Origin of the sequence: uncultured Paracoccus sp. (assembly GCF_947487305.1) — a bacterium.
GTDB lineage: Bacteria > Pseudomonadota > Alphaproteobacteria > Rhodobacterales > Rhodobacteraceae > Paracoccus.
On record NZ_CANKWH010000004.1, the window covers coordinates 185379 to 200116 of the forward strand.

Below are 14738 nucleotides of genomic sequence, written 5' to 3' on the forward strand. Positions count from 1 at the left end.
GGCAGCGCCGCTTACATGAATCCCAGTTCCAGCCGGGCCTCGTCGGACATCATGTCCATGCCCCATTGCGGATCGAAGGTCATGGCGACATCGACCTGCTTCACCCCGGGCAGGGGTTCGATGGCATCGGCGACCCAGCCCGGCATCTCGCCGGCGACGGGACAGCCGGGGGCGGTCAGGGTCATGACCACGTTCACCGCGTTTTCGGCATCGATCTCGATTGTGTAGATCAGGCCCAGATCGAAGATGTTCACCGGGATCTCCGGGTCATAGACGGTCTTGCACGCCTCGACCACCTGCTCGTAGAGCGGATGCTCGGTCGTCGATGGCCGGATCAGCGGCGCGCCTTCCATCAGGGGCTCAGAGCTCATGTCATGTCCTCGGCAATTCCGACAGTTTATATAGGCCTCGATCGGCCTCGGGTCCAGAGGGCGAGGCGCCTCAAAGACAGCCGTGTTTTGCGCCCGCGTTGCGCCAGCCGAGCAAAGCCGGTAAGGACGCACGGTTGCAGATCCCGGACCCCGCCATGACCGACCGATTTTCCTTTGCCCTCAACGCCACCGATGGCCGCGCCCGCACCGGCACCATCCACACCCCGAGGGGCGAGGTGCGCACCCCGGCCTTCATGCCGGTGGGCACCGCCGCGACGGTCAAGGCGATGCTGCCCGAAAGCGTGCGCCAGACCGGGGCCGACATCCTGCTGGGCAACACCTATCACCTGATGCTGCGGCCGGGGGCCGAACGGATCGCAAGGCTGGGCGGGCTTCACCGGTTCATGAACTGGCAGCGCCCGATCCTGACCGATAGCGGCGGGTTCCAGGTGATGAGCCTTGCCGGCCTGCGCAAGCTGACCGAGGAGGGCGTGACCTTTTCCAGCCATGTCGACGGCTCGAAGCATTTCCTCTCGCCCGAGACCAGCATGGAGATCCAGCGCCTGCTGGGCAGCGATATCGTCATGGCCTTCGACGAATGCCCGGCCCTGCCGGCGGCGGAAGAGGATGTGGCGAAATCCATGCGCCTGTCGATGCGGTGGGCGCAGCGGTCACGCGACGCCTTCGGCGACCGTCCGGGCCATGCGCTCTTCGGGATCATGCAGGGCGGTGTTACTCGCGAATTGCGCGAGGAAAGTGCCGAGGCGCTGAAAGCCATCGGCTTCGAGGGTTATGCCATCGGCGGTCTTGCCGTGGGCGAGGGGCAGGAGGCGATGCTGGGTGTGCTCGACTATGCCCCCGGCCTCTTGCCCGAGGATCGGCCGCGCTACCTGATGGGGGTGGGCAAGCCCGATGACATCGTCGGCGCCGTCCAGCGCGGCATCGACATGATGGATTGCGTGCTGCCCTCGCGCTCGGGCCGCACCGGGCAGGCCTGGACCCGGCGCGGGCAGGTGAACATCAAGAACGCCCGCCATGCCGACGACCCGCGCCCGCTGGACGAGGCCTGCAGCTGCCCGGCCTGCACCGGCTACAGCCGCGCCTATCTGCACCATGTCTTCCGCTCGGGCGAGATGATCTCGGGCATGTTGTTGACCTGGCACAACCTGCATTATTATCAGGAATTGATGGCAGGGCTGCGCGAGGCGATCGCGGCGCAGCGTCTGGATGATTTCGTCGCGGAATTTCACGCGATGCGCGAAGGCGGCGATATTCCGCCGCTGTAACGGCAGTCTGCGCCGATGCTCGCGCTTTTCTTTTCACGGGCGACCGCCTAAGGATTTGCGATCCAGGCGGACGAACCGCCCCTTTTCAACTGTATGGGCCGCATGAGCGACAAGATCACCACCATAACCACGACCGAAGAGCTGGCCAAATTCTGCGAGGCCGCCAAGGCCGAGGCCTATGTCACGCTCGATACCGAATTCCTGCGCGAGCGGACCTATTATTCCAAGCTCTGCCTGATCCAGATGGCCCTGCCACCCGCCTCGACCGCCAAGATCGCGGGCGGGCAGGCGGTGCTGGTCGATCCGATGGTGAAGGGCCTGTCGCTGGAGCCGCTTTATGACCTCTTCCGCCACAAGGCGACGGTCAAGGTGTTCCACGCCGCGCGGCAGGATCTGGAGATCTTCTTCCACGATGCCGGCATCTTCCCCGAACCGCTGTTCGACACGCAGGTCGCGGCCATGGTCTGCGGCTTTGGCGAGCAGGTCGGCTACGAGACGCTGGTGCGCAAGATCGTCAAGGCCGATCTGGACAAGTCCTCGCGCTTCACCGACTGGTCGCGCCGGCCCCTGTCGGATGCGCAAAAGGCCTATGCGCTGGCCGATGTGACCCATCTGCGCCAAATCTACGAACACCTGGCGGCACAGCTGAGGAAATCCGGGCGCGAAAGCTGGCTGGCCGAGGAGATCGGCGTGCTGGAAGACCCCGAGACCTATATCACCCGGCCCGAGGATGCCTGGCAGCGGGTGCGCACGCGCTCGAACTCGCCGCGCTTCCTTGCCATCCTGCGCGAACTGGCCCGCTTCCGCGAGACCTATGCGCAGGAACGCGACGTGCCGCGCTCGCGGGTCTACAAGGACGATGCGATGATCGAGCTGGCCTCGACCAAGCCGGCGGACGAGGGCGATCTGGGCAAGTCGCGTCTGCTGCTGCGCGAGGCGCGGCGGGGCGAGATCGCGGCAGGTATCCTCGCGGCGGTGAAGGCCGGGCAGGAGGCGCGCGATCTGCCCGAGCCGGAAAAGACCGAGCCGGGCCGTCCGGGCAACCCGGCGCTGGCCGATCTGCTGCGGGTGCTGTTGAAGGCCAAGTCAGACGAGACCGGCGTTGCTTCGAAATTGATCGCCTCGGCCGCCGATCTCGACGCGATTGCCAGCGGCGCGCGCGACGTGCCGGCGCTGTCGGGCTGGCGGGCCGAGGTCTTTGGCGCCGATGCGCTGCGTCTGGCCGGGGGGCAGATCGCGCTTTCGGCCGAGGGCGGCATGGTGCGCGTCGTTCCGATCGGCTGAGCCATGACGGGCGGGATCGTGCTGGACAGGCTGCATGAGGCCGATGCGCCGTTGATCGCCGGGGCGCTGGCCGATCTCGACACGACGCAATGGCTGAGCAGCGTGCCCTTTCCCTATGGGCTGGCCGATGCACGGCGCTTCATTGCTGAGGCAGGGCCGGATGACCATGCGATCCGGGTGAATGGCGCGCTGGCCGGCGGTGTGCGCTCGGGCGGTGATCTGGGCTACTGGGTGCTGCCCGCCTTTCGCCGTCAGGGCGTGGCGCGGCGCGCCGCCGTGCTGGCATTGACCCGCAGTTTTGCGGCAGGACACCAGCAGGTGACGGCCAGCTATCTGCAGGGCAACACGGCCTCGGCCGCGGTGCTGGATGAGCTTGGTTTCGGCGACCCGCATCCGGGGACCGTCTATTCGGTCCGGCTGGGGCGGGACGTTCCGGCGACCCGCGTGACCCTGACCCGCGCCGCTTTCGCGGCCCGGCACGGCGTCTCGATCGAGACCGGGCGGCTCGTGATCAACCGGGCCGAACCCGCCGACCTGCCGGCGCTCTATGACATCGCCACCCGGCCCGATGTGGCGCAGATGCTGTTCATCTTCCGGCCGGGGATGAAGATGGCCGATTTTGCGCCGATCTTCCCGGCCGAATCTCTGGTGCCGCCCTATCGTCTGGCGATCCGTCATGCGGGCAGGGTCATCGGGTCCATCGGCATCGGTCGTCTGGACGGCAAGGACGCCCCGCCGATCTATTATTTCCTCTCGCCCGACAGCTGGGGTCAGGGCTTTGGCCGCGAGATCCTGCAGGCCTTTCTGGCCGAGATCGACGCCCGTTATGCCCCGCCGCACCTCGAGGCCGAGGTTTTTTCCGACAACCCGGCTTCGGCGCGGATGCTGGAAGGCGTCGGCTTTCAGCGGACGGGCGAGGTCATGCTGTGGTCGGCAGGGCGCGGCGGCAAGGCGCCGGGCTGGGCCTATCGGCGCGACCGGGGCTGAGCGGCGTCAGTCGTTGCGGATCACCACCCGGAAACGGGCGCGGCGATCCTCGGGCGACTCGGGCAGGGCGGTGGCAGGTGCCGAGGCGGTCGGTGCCGGGGCAGCAGGTGTTGCTGGCCTGGCAGGCGCCGCCGGGGTCGGCAGCCCGGTCCGGCGCCAGTCGGTCGGCGGCTCGGCAAAGCCCGGTGCCGAGGCCGAGGGGGCGAGGATCTCGGCCCCTTCGAAGATCGGCAGGATCCGTTCGCGCACGAGATCAAAGCGGCGCGGCACGCTGCCCGGCTCGCCCTCGCTGATCAGGCAGCCAAGGGCGCGGGTCACATCGCCCAGATCCGAGCGCAGCGGCATCAGCAGCATCCGCGCGGCCAGCGCCGGGCGGGCGTATTCCGCCTTGGCCACCAGCGTCAGCTCGGCCAGCTGCGGGGCGTGGAACACGGTTTCCAGCACGTCCGACAGCCGCCCCCGCGATCCGGGATTGAGGAAGGCGCAGAGCGGCATCCCCCGCACCTCCATCCCCATCAGGTCGATCAGGTGCCGACCGGCCAATCGGAAACGCGCCGCGCCCGGCGCCACCCGTTCGAGGATGAAGGCATAATCCAGCGCCCCGCGAATACCCTTGGGTTCGATTTCCGAGCGCAGCGGGATGGCGCGTCCCCGGCGCAGGCTCTGCCAATAGTCGCGCAGATCGGCGAGAATGCGCGCCGGGTTGTTCGCGTCGAACTCGGCCAGATGCAGCACCCTGCCGCCGGCCCCCGGTGGGAGATCCCCTGATTTCTGATTGTCATCGGGCAAAGGCTGATTCCCTGAAAAAGCGGGCGACAAACACAACAGTACCACAGCCAGAATAGCCGCTGTATCGGTCTCATCCGAGTCCTTTGTTAACAGATGGTTAACCAATCCGCTTCGGCAACGCGCCCGACCGTCGCGACAAGCCGCGGGGTTGACCGGGACCGGGGGCTTTGCCATCAGGGGCCAGCTTGAGGCGCCAGAGGATCGCATGGAACGAACCGGACTGCTGATCATCCTGTCCTCGCCTTCGGGCGCGGGCAAATCCACGCTGGCGCGGCGGCTGATGGACTGGGACGACAGCCTCAGCTTCTCGGTCTCGGCCACCACCCGATCGCCGCGCCCGGGCGAGGTGGACGGGCAGCATTACCATTTCACCAGCGCCGAGGAGTTCCGCGAGCTGGTCAGCACCGACCAGATGCTGGAACATGCCGAGGTCTTCGGCAATCTCTATGGCAGCCCGCGCGCGCCGGTCGAGGCGGCGATGCGGGCCGGGCGCGACACGCTGTTCGACGTGGACTGGCAGGGCGGGCAGCAGATCCGCGCCTCGGCCCTTGGCGGGCATGTCGTTTCGATTTTCGTCCTGCCGCCCTCGCTGCCGGAACTGGAACGGCGGCTGCGCACACGCGGGCAGGACAGCGACGAGGTGATCGCGGGCCGGATGGCGAAAAGCCGGGGCGAGATCAGCCATTGGGCCGAATATGACTATGTTCTGGTCAATGACGACCTGGACCGGACCGAGGCCGATCTGCGCGCCATCCTGTCGGCCGAACGCCTGCGCCGCAACCGCCGCGCCGGTCTGGGCAATTTCGTGAAGCAGTTGATGGAGGGGGACGAATGATCTGGGAACTGGACGGGATCGCACCCGAGCTGGACGGGGATGCCTGGGTCGCGCCGGACGCGCAACTGATGGGCCGCGTGGTGCTGGACGCCGGCGCCAGCGTCTGGTGGGGCGCGGTGCTGCGTGGCGACAACGAAGTGATCCGCGTGGGCACCGGCAGCAACGTGCAGGACCTCTGCGTCTTTCACACCGATCCGGGCTATCCGCTGACGATCGGCGCCAATTGTACCATCGGCCATCGGGCGATCCTGCATGGCTGCACCATCGGCGAGGGCGTGCTGGTCGGCATGGGCGCCACCATCCTCAACGGCGCCAAGATCGGCGCCGGCTCGCTGATCGGGGCGGGCGCGCTGATCGGCGAGGGCAAGGAGATCCCGCCGGGCTCGCTGGTCATGGGCGTGCCGGGCAAGATCGTGCGCCAGCTGGACGAGACGGCGCAGCAGGGCCTGCTCGAGTCAGCCGCGCGCTATCGCCGCAATGCCGCGCGCTTCCGGGCCGGGCTGAAACAGATCGGCTGATGCAGCAAAGCACCCGCCAGCTTGGCCAGATCGCCCAGTTTCTCGAGGCGGTGCCCTTGGCCATGCTGGCGGTGGATCGGCGGATGCGGGTCATTGCCGCCAATGCGGCGGCAGAGGCCATGTTCGGCCCCGACCTGACCGACCGGCCCTTCGTCACCGTGCTGCGCCACCCGGGCGTCATCCAGTCGCTCGACTGGGTGATCGATCCCATGGGCCATGCCGCCCCGCCGGTCGATCCGCAACTGCCCGCGCCGCCACCCGGCGGCCACGCGCTGCGCGCCAGTATCACTGCGAAGGGTCGGCAGATCCCCTGCGACATCACCACCAGCCCGCTGCCGCCGGCGATGGGCGAGGGCGCGTTGATCGCCTTGGCGGACGGGTCCGGCATCGAACAGGCCGACCAGATGCGCCGCGATTTCGTCGCCAATGTCAGCCATGAATTGCGCACGCCACTGACCGCGCTGATCGGCTTCATCGAGACGCTGCGCGGCCCCGCCCGCGACGATGCCGGCGCACGGGCGCGGTTTCTGGGGATCATGGAGGCCGAGGCCGGGCGGATGAACCGGCTTGTCGCCGATCTTCTGTCGCTGAGCCGGGTGGAATCGGACGAGCGCCGCCGCCCCTCGGGCAGGGTCGAACTGACCGGCCTGTTGCGCGGGGTGGTCGATACGCTGGCGCAGCGGGCCGAGGCCGCCGGGGTGACGATCGATCTGACCCTGCCGCCGGGCGAGGTGCGGGTGACGGGCGACGCCGACCAGCTGGTGCAGGTGTTCCAGAACCTGATCGAGAACGCGGTGAAATACGGCGGCAGCGGCGGCTGGGTCGGGGTCACGCTCGCCCATGTCGGCCATGAACCACGACTGCGCGGGCCGGGCTGGTCGGTCCTGATCGAGGATCGCGGCGACGGGATCGAGGCCCTGCACCTGCCGCGCCTGACCGAGCGCTTCTACCGCGTCGATGCCCATCGCTCGCGCGCCGAGGGTGGCACCGGGCTGGGCCTTGCCATCGTCAAGCACATCATCAACCGCCATCGCGGACAGTTGCGGATCGAAAGCGTGAAGGGCGAAGGCAGCCGCTTCACCGTGATCCTGCCCGATCGCGGCACCGGCGGCTGAGGCCGCATCCCACCCCACGCAATCGGCACTCGCGCCCCGGCGGCCATCGGCCTATAAGATTTCCGACCGATTGCCAGCGAGGATGCCATGACCGAACCGACCGATCTTTCCCCCTCTGACGCCGCCAAGCTGGCCGCCTCGCGCGCTGCCATCGCGCTGGTCGAGGATGGCATGAAACTGGGCCTCGGCACCGGCTCGACCGCTGTCATCATGGTGCGCGAACTGGCCGAGCGGGCCAAGGCCGAAGGCCTGACCCTGCGCTGCGCCGCGACCTCGCAGGCGACCGCCGATCTGGCGTCGAGTCTCGGGCTGACCATCGAACCGCTGGACCAGATCGGCTGGCTCGACCTGACCATCGACGGGGCCGACGAAGTGGACCCTGACCTGAACCTGATCAAGGGCGGCGGCGGGGCGCATCTGCGCGAGAAGATCGTCGCCCGCGCCAGCGACCGCATGGTGGTCATCGCCGACCCCGGCAAGGTGGTCGAGACGCTTGGCGCCTTTCACCTGCCGGTCGAGGTGATCGCCTTCGGCTGGCAGATCACCGAACGGCTGATCCGCGAGATGCTGGAGGCACAGGGTCTGGGCCAGCGCCCGATCCTCTTGCGCAAGCGCGACGGCCAGCCCTTCCTGACCGATGAGGGCAACCTGATCCTTGATCTGTCGCTCGAGGCGATCCCCGACCCGGCGCGGCTGGCGCGTGGCTTTGCCGATATTCCGGGCGTGGTCGAACATGGGCTGTTCCTCGGCATCTGCGATCTGGCGATCATCGGCAAGCCCGATGGCAGCGTGGTCGAACTGACCCGCGACGACGTATCCGACGAGATCGATCCCTTCTTTGCCGAGGAGGACGAGGCATGAGTTTCGACTATGATCTCTTCGTCATCGGCGGCGGCTCGGGCGGGGTGCGCGCCGCGCGCATTGCCGCCGGACAGCATGGCGCCCGCGTGGCCCTGGCCGAGGAAAGCCGCATGGGCGGCACATGCGTCATCCGCGGCTGTGTGCCGAAGAAGCTGATGGTCTTTGCCTCCTCCGCCCGCGGTCTGGCCGAAGAGGCGCATGGCTATGGCTGGCTAGAGGCTACGGCAGGGGCGTTCAGCTGGCCCGATTTCCACGGCAAGCTGAACCTTGAACTGGACCGGCTCGAGCGCGCCTATACCGCCGGGCTGGACCAGGCCGGGGTCGACATCTTCCTGCAGCGCGCCCGCGTCGCCGATGCCCATACGGTCGAACTGGCCGATGGCAGCCGCAAGAGCGCCAAGCATATCCTGATCGCCGCCGGTGGCCGTCCGCAGCGTCCCGATATTCCGGGGGCGGAGCTGGGGATGATCTCGGACGACGTTTTCCTGATGGACAGCCTGCCGCGCCGCGCCCTGATCATCGGCGGCGGTTTCATCGCCTGCGAGTTTGCCTGCATCCTGCAGGGTCTGGGGGTCGAGACCACGCTTAACTATCGCGGCAATGCGGTGCTGCGCGGTTTTGACGGCGAGACCCGCGAGCTGATGACCCGGCAGCTCGGCAGCAACGGCATCGACCTGCGCCTTGGCCTTTCGCCGACGCGGCTGGATCGTGAGGGTGATGGCCGCATCCGCGTCAGCTTCGACGATGACAGCCATGACGACTTCGACGCGGTGATCTTTGCCACCGGCCGCGCGCCCTATACCGGCGGGCTGGGGCTGGCCGAGGCCGGCGTGCGGCTGCAACCGAATGGTGCGGTCGAGGTCGATGACTGGTCGCAAACCTCGGTCCCCTCGATCTTTGCCGTGGGTGATGTGACGAACCGGGTGAACCTGACGCCCGTCGCCATCCGCGAAGGCCACAGCTTTGCCGATACCGTCTTCGGCGGCATCCCCCGCAAGATGGATCACAGCCTCGTCGCCCATGCCGTCTATACCCGCCCGCACGAGCTGGGCGGCGTCGGCATGACCGAGGACGAAGCGAAGAAGCGCGGCGGCGTGGATATCTATGCCACCACCTTCCGGCCGATGCGCTCGGCCTTTGCCGGCTCGCCGGCGCAGGTGATGATGAAGCTGATCGTCTGCAGCGAGACCGACCGGGTGCTGGGCTGCCACATCTTCGGCCCCGAGGCGGGCGAGATGATCCAGCTGGTCGCCATCCCGATCACCATGGGCGCGACCAAGGCCGATTTCGACGCCACCATCGCCGTGCACCCTACCATGGCCGAGGAACTGGTGACGATGCGCCAGCCGGCCCGGCGCCATCACCATGCCGAGGCGGCGGAGTAACCAGCCGGGGCGCGCGGGTGTCAGCCTAGAAGCTGATCTCGGCCCCGCGCTCGTCCAACTCCCAGGTCAGGCTGCGGCCCGAGGCGCGGACGGCCTCGGCCAGCAGCGCGAAATGCACCTTGGCCGAGGGCGGCTGCGGCAGGGCCGGGGCGCTGCCATCCAGCCAGGCCCACAGCTCGGGCTCGGGCTTCGTGCGATCGGCCTCGCCGACCAGCCGCCAGCCGGTGCCGCTGCGCACCACCAGCACCCGCCCGCCCCAGGGCATCGCGCTTTCAAGGCACATCAGCGCCAGCAGCAGCATCTGCACCTCGCGGCGCGGCTGGTCGCCCTCGCTGTCCAGCTCGATCTTCAGCCGCCCCTGCGCGCCCATGTCGCGGATCAGCCGCGCCAGTTCCGGGCCGGAAATCCGCTGTTCCTCGCCCGAGCGGCCGAAGGCCATGCGGAAGGTCTGGATGCGCGCCCGCGCCGCCTCGACCGCATCGGCCACCAGCTGCATCTCGGGACCCTGCGCCACCGCCAAAGGTGCGCCGCCCATCTGCATCAGCTCGACCCCGTTCGAGATGGCGCCAAGCGGCGAGACGAGATCGTGGCACAGCCGCGATCCCAGAAGAAGCGCGAGATCCAGCGGCTCGATCCGCGTTGAACTGTCGGTCATGGCATCCTAGTTTGGCTGAAAGGCAGGGGAGTGGTGATGAACGAGCTTCTGGAACCCGGCATGATCGTCCGCCACCCCGGCGCGCCCGACTGGGGCGACGGGCAGGTGCAGTCGCGCGTCGGCGACAGGATCACGGTGAATTTCGCCCATGCGGGCAAGCAGGTCATCGACGGTCGTCGGATCGCGCTGCAACTGGTGCGGCCCGACGGGGCCTGACGGTGAGATTCCATGTCCATGGTTCTGCAATCAATGCGCGATTTTCGCAAGGAAAACTCGACCCTTGGGCAGTGTCGCTTTGCCGCAGGGCTGCAGCGATGAGGGCGCTCTACGCTTGCAATGCTGGGTCCGCCCGCCTAGAGAACAGTCCCGAGCGCAGGAAAAGGCCCGACCCCTCGGCATGACCCCCGATACCAACTATTTCCAGATCCGCATCGCCACCAGCGAGCGTGACCTCAAGGCGGCGCAGCGCCTGCGCTATCGTGTCTTCGTCGAAGAGCTGGGCGGCGATGGCCCGCTGGTCGATCACGAGAACCGGCTGGAACGCGACGAGTTCGACCCGGTGGTCGATCACCTCTGCCTGATCGATTCGCGCCGCAGCGCCGAAGAGCTGGATCATGTGGTCGGCGTCTATCGCCTGCTGCCCGGCTCGCGCGCGGCCGAGTTCGGGCGGTTTTATTGCGACGCCGAATATGACCTGAGTGTTTTGCGCGACTGCGGCCGCAGCCTGCTGGAACTGGGCCGCTCCTGCGTCGATCCCGAATATCGCGGCGGCTCGGGCATGTTCCTCTTGTGGAACGCGCTGGCCGATTACGTGCTGGACCTGGACATCGAGGTGCTGTTCGGCGTTGCCAGCTTCCACGGCACCGATATCGACGTGCTGGCGCCCTCGCTTTCATGGTTGCACCAGAACCATCTGGCCCCGGCCGAGCTGCGGCCGACCGCGAAGCCCGCGGGCTATCAGGACATGGACCTGATCCCCGCCGAGCGCATCGACCGGCGCGAGGCGATGGTGAACATGCCGGCGCTGATCAAGGCCTATCTGCGGCTCGGCGGGCAGGTCGGGCAGGGCGCCTATCTCGACCGGGCCTTCAACACAACGGATGTGTTCCTGCTGATGGACACCGCCGCCATGTCCGACAAGCACCGCAAGTTCTACGAATCCCGCTGGCAGCAGCAGCAATGAGCGATCAGGGCCGGGGTCCTGCGACATGGCGCGACAACAGCGGCTATGCGCTTGGCCGCCCGCTGAGCCTGCGCGACTGGCTGCGCGTGGTCCGGCGCGGGGTGCCGGTCATCCTCGTGCTGGCGATCGGGGTGCTGCTGATCCTGCCCTTGCGCGCCGTCGAGCGGCTGTTCCACGGCCCCCGCCGCCCCTGGACCGGCCCGCATGTGCAGATGGTCTGCCGGCTGTGCCTGTTCTTCTTGGGCATCGGCTGGCGCCGCGTTGGCAAGCCCCTGCGCGGTCCCGGCGCGGTGGTCGCCAACCATTCCAGCTGGCTCGACATCTTCGTGCTGAACGCCGCCATGCCGGTCTTTTTCGTCAGCAAGGCCGAGGTCTCGGGCTGGCCGGGCATCAACATCCTGACCCGCGTGACCAATACCCATTTCGTCATCCGCGACCCCAAGCTCGCGCGCCAGCAGGCCCATGAATTCGCCGAGCGTGTCCGCGCCGGTCATCGCCTGCTGTTCTTCCCCGAGGGCACCTCGTCGGATGGCCGCCGGGTGCTGCCGTTCAAGCCGACGCTGTTCCAGGGATTCTTGGACCCGGAACTGCCGCTTGATCTGGCGATCCAGTCGATCACCGCCGATTACCACGCCCCGCGCGGCGAGGACGCGCGCTTCTATGGCTGGTGGGGAGATATGGACCTTGGCCCGCATCTGATGCATGTGCTGTCGGAGCGCCGTCAGGGCAGCGTGACGGTGACGCTGCATGCGCCGATCGCGGTGGCGGGCGAGACGCGGAAATCGCTGTCGGCCAAGGCCGAACAGGCCGTGCGTTCTGCGCTTGAAAATGATATGATTGTGCCTTGAGGCCGCTTCGCCAACACCATATATGGTATTCTCTTCTCAATAACCTACCAAGGATTGTCCCAGATGAGCCGCTTTGTCGCCCCGATTGCCGAACAAATCTGGGATATGAAATACCGGATGAAGGATGCCGAGGGGCAGCCGGTCGATGGCACGGTCGAGGACAGCTGGCGGCGGGTGGCGCGTGATCTGGCCTCGGTCGAGAAAAAGCCAGCCGAGTGGGAAGACCGCTTCTATGCCGCGCTCGAGGATTTCAAGTTCCTGCCGGCGGGGCGGATTCTGGCGGGTGCCGGCACCGGTCGCACGGTGACGCTGTTCAACTGTTTCGTCATGGGCACCATTCCCGACAGCATGGGCGGCATCTTCGACATGCTGAAGGAAGCGGCGCTGACCATGCAGCAGGGTGGCGGCATCGGCTATGACTTCTCGACCATCCGGCCGCGCGGAGCGGCGGTGCACGGGGTGGCGGCGGATGCCTCGGGTCCGCTGTCGTTCATGGATGTCTGGGACGCGATGTGCCGCACCATCATGTCGGCGGGCTCGCGCCGGGGCGCGATGATGGCGACGATGCGCTGTGACCATCCCGATATCGAGGCCTTCATCGAGGCCAAGCAGGACAGCGCCCGGCTGCGCATGTTCAACCTGTCGGTGCTGATCACCGATCCCTTCATGCAGGCGGTGAAGGACGGCAAGAGCTGGGACCTGCAATTCGAGGGCAAGGTCTATCGCACCGTCGATGCTCGCGACCTGTGGAACCGGATCATGCGCGCGACCTATGATTTCGCCGAGCCGGGCGTGATCTTCATCGACCGCATCAACCAGCAGAACAACCTGCATTACGCCGAGACCATCGCCGCCACCAATCCCTGTGGCGAGCAGCCCTTGCCGCCCTATGGCGCCTGCCTGCTGGGCTCGATCAACCTTGCGCGGCTGGTGACGGAGCCCTTCACCGCCAAGGCGCATCTGGACGAAAAGGCGCTGGACGATCTGGTCCGCACCGCCGTGCGGATGATGGACAACGTGGTTGACGCCAGCCGCTTCCCGCTGCCGCAGCAACTGGCCGAGGCGCAGGCCAAGCGCCGAATCGGGCTGGGCGTCACCGGGCTGGCCGATGCGCTTCTGATGCTGGGCCTGCGCTATGGCGCCAAGGACGCGGTGGAACAGACGCGCACATGGATGAAGGCCATCGCGCGCTCGGCCTATCTGGCGAGTGCCGATCTGGCGAAGGAAAAGGGCGCATTCCCGCTGTTTGACGCCGACGAATATCTGAAATCCGGCTTCATGCAGCGGATGGATGACGATGTGCGCGCGGCCATTGCCGAGCATGGTATCCGCAATGCGCTGCTGACGTCGATTGCGCCGACCGGGACGATCAGCCTCTATGCCGGCAATGTGTCCTCGGGGATCGAACCGGTCTTTGCCTATGCCTATACCCGCAAGGTGCTGCAGAAGGACGGCTCGCGCACCGAGGAAGAGGTGGTGGATTACGCCGTGCAGATGTGGCGCGACCTGAAAGGCGATGCGCCGCTGCCGGATTACTTCGCCAATGCGCAGACGCTGGCGCCCAAGGATCACGTCGCCATGCAGGCGGCGGCACAGGAATGGGTCGACAGTTCCATCTCGAAGACCATCAACTGCCCCGAGGATATTTCCTTCGAGGAATTCAAGGATGTCTATCTCTCGGCTTGGGACCTGGGCTGCAAGGGCTGCACCACCTATCGCCCGAATGACGTGACCGGCTCGGTCCTGTCGGTCAGCGAGACATCCGAGGCCGCGCCCGAGGCCGATCGCGGCGCCGATGTGGTCTATCTGACCGAGCCGCTGGACCGCCCGGCGGCGCTGGAAGGCTCGACCTACAAGCTGAAATGGCCGGGCAGCGAGCACGCGATCTACATCACCGTGAACGACATCGTGCAGGCCGGTCATCGCCGCCCCTTCGAGGTCTTCATCAACTCGAAGAACATGGAGCATTTCGCCTGGACCGTGGCGCTGACGCGGATGATCTCGGCGGTGTTCCGGCGTGGCGGCGATGTGTCCTTCGTGGTCGAGGAGCTGAAAGCCGTCTTCGATCCGCGCGGCGGTGCCTGGATGCAGGGGAAATACGTCCCCTCGATCCTCGCGGCCATTGGCGGCGTGATCGAGCGGCACATGATCTCGACCGGCTTCCTCGAGGGCGAGGGCATGGGGCTGAAGACCGATCCGCAGGCCGAGGTGATGGCCGTGGGCGAACGCCCGCGCGGCCCGGCCTGCCCGAGCTGCGGCCAATACGGGATGCGCATGGTCGAGGGCTGCATGACCTGCCCCAGCTGCGGCCATTCGAAATGCGGCTGAGGCGGGCGTCACGGTGACGCCTGCTGTCCTGCAAGGATGTCCGGGATGACCTGAGCCGTCATGCGGCGATGGAATGCACATCCGGACCTTGCCGAGATAACAGACTGCAAAGGGCCCTGGACCTCCGGCGGCCCTTTTTTTCTGCTCTCTCGGGCAGGTTGATCGGGTCCGGCCCCTTGGGGAAATCTCTGCCGGCCTGCAATTCCCCAGCGCCGATCATCCCCGCTGCGACTCCGTGTTGCCGCTGTCTCCAGCGCGGATTATCACGGACTTCCGACAGATGGAGAGCCCGC

The 14738-nt window shown here is 67.0% G+C and carries 15 protein-coding genes; 12 read left to right on the forward strand and 3 right to left on the reverse strand.

The genetic code is table 11. From position 1 onward, the window contains the following. Positions 1-11 precede the first annotated feature (11 nt). Positions 12-371: an SUF system Fe-S cluster assembly protein gene (locus tag Q1A36_RS07135; RefSeq protein WP_101751862.1), complete on the reverse strand. Its 360-nt coding sequence runs from the start codon at positions 369-371 to the stop codon at positions 12-14. Between the two features lie 155 nt (positions 372-526). Here Q1A36_RS07135 and tgt point away from each other — a divergent pair, with 155 nt between their 5' ends. The 3 genes from tgt to Q1A36_RS07150 all read left to right on the forward strand — a co-directional run bounded on the left by tgt (position 527) and on the right by Q1A36_RS07150 (position 3928). Then, on the forward strand, positions 527-1657 hold the full coding sequence (gene tgt, locus Q1A36_RS07140; RefSeq protein WP_299841446.1) for a tRNA guanosine(34) transglycosylase Tgt: 1131 nt from the start codon (positions 527-529) through the stop codon (positions 1655-1657). 114 nt (positions 1658-1771) lie between these two features. Next, positions 1772-2941, forward strand: coding sequence for a ribonuclease D (rnd, locus tag Q1A36_RS07145; protein ID WP_299841614.1), 1170 nt, complete (start codon positions 1772-1774; stop codon positions 2939-2941). A gap of 3 nt (positions 2942-2944) precedes the next feature. Beyond that, positions 2945-3928 (forward strand): GNAT family N-acetyltransferase, encoded by a 984-nt coding sequence (locus Q1A36_RS07150; RefSeq protein WP_299841448.1) that lies wholly within the window; start codon positions 2945-2947, stop codon positions 3926-3928. A gap of 6 nt (positions 3929-3934) precedes the next feature. Here Q1A36_RS07150 and Q1A36_RS07155 read toward each other — a convergent pair whose 3' ends face one another. Further along, positions 3935-4717 carry a PAS domain-containing protein gene (locus Q1A36_RS07155; RefSeq protein WP_299841449.1) on the reverse strand — a complete coding sequence of 261 codons (783 nt, stop codon included), beginning with the start codon at positions 4715-4717 and terminating at the stop codon, positions 3935-3937. 205 nt (positions 4718-4922) lie between these two features. Between Q1A36_RS07155 and gmk the strand changes: the two genes are divergently transcribed. The 5 genes from gmk to gorA all read left to right on the forward strand — a co-directional run bounded on the left by gmk (position 4923) and on the right by gorA (position 9431). Then, entirely contained in the window at positions 4923-5552 is a 630-nt protein-coding gene (gene gmk, locus Q1A36_RS07160; RefSeq protein WP_299841451.1) for a guanylate kinase, read from the forward strand. Beyond that, positions 5549-6070 carry a gamma carbonic anhydrase family protein gene (locus Q1A36_RS07165; RefSeq protein WP_299841453.1) on the forward strand — a complete coding sequence of 174 codons (522 nt, stop codon included), beginning with the start codon at positions 5549-5551 and terminating at the stop codon, positions 6068-6070. Before gmk ends, Q1A36_RS07165 begins: the two co-directional genes overlap by 4 nt. Beyond that, complete coding sequence (locus tag Q1A36_RS07170; RefSeq protein WP_299841455.1) at positions 6070-7185, forward strand: ATP-binding protein; 1116 nt, start codon at positions 6070-6072, stop codon at positions 7183-7185. Before Q1A36_RS07165 ends, Q1A36_RS07170 begins: the two co-directional genes overlap by 1 nt. An 87-nt stretch (positions 7186-7272) precedes the next feature. Continuing rightward, complete coding sequence (rpiA, locus tag Q1A36_RS07175; protein WP_299841457.1) at positions 7273-8046, forward strand: ribose-5-phosphate isomerase RpiA; 774 nt, start codon at positions 7273-7275, stop codon at positions 8044-8046. Beyond that, positions 8043-9431, forward strand: coding sequence for a glutathione-disulfide reductase (gene gorA, locus Q1A36_RS07180; protein ID WP_299841459.1), 1389 nt, complete (start codon positions 8043-8045; stop codon positions 9429-9431). Before rpiA ends, gorA begins: the two co-directional genes overlap by 4 nt. 25 nt (positions 9432-9456) lie before the next feature. Here the strand turns inward: gorA and Q1A36_RS07185 are convergent, their stop codons facing one another. After that, positions 9457-10086 (reverse strand): histidine phosphotransferase family protein, encoded by a 630-nt coding sequence (locus tag Q1A36_RS07185; protein WP_299841461.1) that lies wholly within the window; start codon positions 10084-10086, stop codon positions 9457-9459. Between the two features lie 36 nt (positions 10087-10122). On the opposite strand from Q1A36_RS07185, the gene Q1A36_RS07190 reads away from it, so the two are divergent. The 4 genes from Q1A36_RS07190 to Q1A36_RS07205 all read left to right on the forward strand — a co-directional run bounded on the left by Q1A36_RS07190 (position 10123) and on the right by Q1A36_RS07205 (position 14445). Then, complete coding sequence (locus Q1A36_RS07190) at positions 10123-10302, forward strand: DUF3553 domain-containing protein (RefSeq protein WP_299841463.1); 180 nt, start codon at positions 10123-10125, stop codon at positions 10300-10302. A gap of 181 nt (positions 10303-10483) precedes the next feature. Then, the gene (locus tag Q1A36_RS07195; RefSeq protein WP_299841464.1) at positions 10484-11269 is read left to right on the forward strand and encodes a GNAT family N-acyltransferase; all 786 of its coding nucleotides are present in this window, start codon (positions 10484-10486) and stop codon (positions 11267-11269) included. Beyond that, entirely contained in the window at positions 11266-12117 is an 852-nt protein-coding gene (locus Q1A36_RS07200) for a lysophospholipid acyltransferase family protein (protein WP_299841466.1), read from the forward strand. Before Q1A36_RS07195 ends, Q1A36_RS07200 begins: the two co-directional genes overlap by 4 nt. A gap of 63 nt (positions 12118-12180) precedes the next feature. After that, positions 12181-14445, forward strand: coding sequence for an adenosylcobalamin-dependent ribonucleoside-diphosphate reductase (locus Q1A36_RS07205; RefSeq protein WP_299841468.1), 2265 nt, complete (start codon positions 12181-12183; stop codon positions 14443-14445). Positions 14446-14738: the final 293 nt, after the last annotated feature.

Coding starts and splice junctions, on each gene's coding strand:
- Q1A36_RS07205 (WP_299841468.1), top strand. CDS start 12,181: ATGAGCCGCTTTGTCGCCCCGATTGCCGAACAAATCTGGGATATGAAA.
- gorA (WP_299841459.1), top strand. CDS start 8,043: ATGAGTTTCGACTATGATCTCTTCGTCATCGGCGGCGGCTCGGGCGGG.
- Q1A36_RS07200 (WP_299841466.1), top strand. CDS start 11,266: ATGAGCGATCAGGGCCGGGGTCCTGCGACATGGCGCGACAACAGCGGC.
- Q1A36_RS07185 (WP_299841461.1), bottom strand. CDS start 10,086: ATGACCGACAGTTCAACGCGGATCGAGCCGCTGGATCTCGCGCTTCTT.
- Q1A36_RS07190 (WP_299841463.1), top strand. CDS start 10,123: ATGAACGAGCTTCTGGAACCCGGCATGATCGTCCGCCACCCCGGCGCG.
- Q1A36_RS07195 (WP_299841464.1), top strand. CDS start 10,484: ATGACCCCCGATACCAACTATTTCCAGATCCGCATCGCCACCAGCGAG.
- Q1A36_RS07170 (WP_299841455.1), top strand. CDS start 6,070: ATGCAGCAAAGCACCCGCCAGCTTGGCCAGATCGCCCAGTTTCTCGAG.
- rpiA (WP_299841457.1), top strand. CDS start 7,273: ATGACCGAACCGACCGATCTTTCCCCCTCTGACGCCGCCAAGCTGGCC.
- tgt (WP_299841446.1), top strand. CDS start 527: ATGACCGACCGATTTTCCTTTGCCCTCAACGCCACCGATGGCCGCGCC.
- Q1A36_RS07150 (WP_299841448.1), top strand. CDS start 2,945: ATGACGGGCGGGATCGTGCTGGACAGGCTGCATGAGGCCGATGCGCCG.
- Q1A36_RS07165 (WP_299841453.1), top strand. CDS start 5,549: ATGATCTGGGAACTGGACGGGATCGCACCCGAGCTGGACGGGGATGCC.
- Q1A36_RS07135 (WP_101751862.1), bottom strand. CDS start 371: ATGAGCTCTGAGCCCCTGATGGAAGGCGCGCCGCTGATCCGGCCATCG.
- gmk (WP_299841451.1), top strand. CDS start 4,923: ATGGAACGAACCGGACTGCTGATCATCCTGTCCTCGCCTTCGGGCGCG.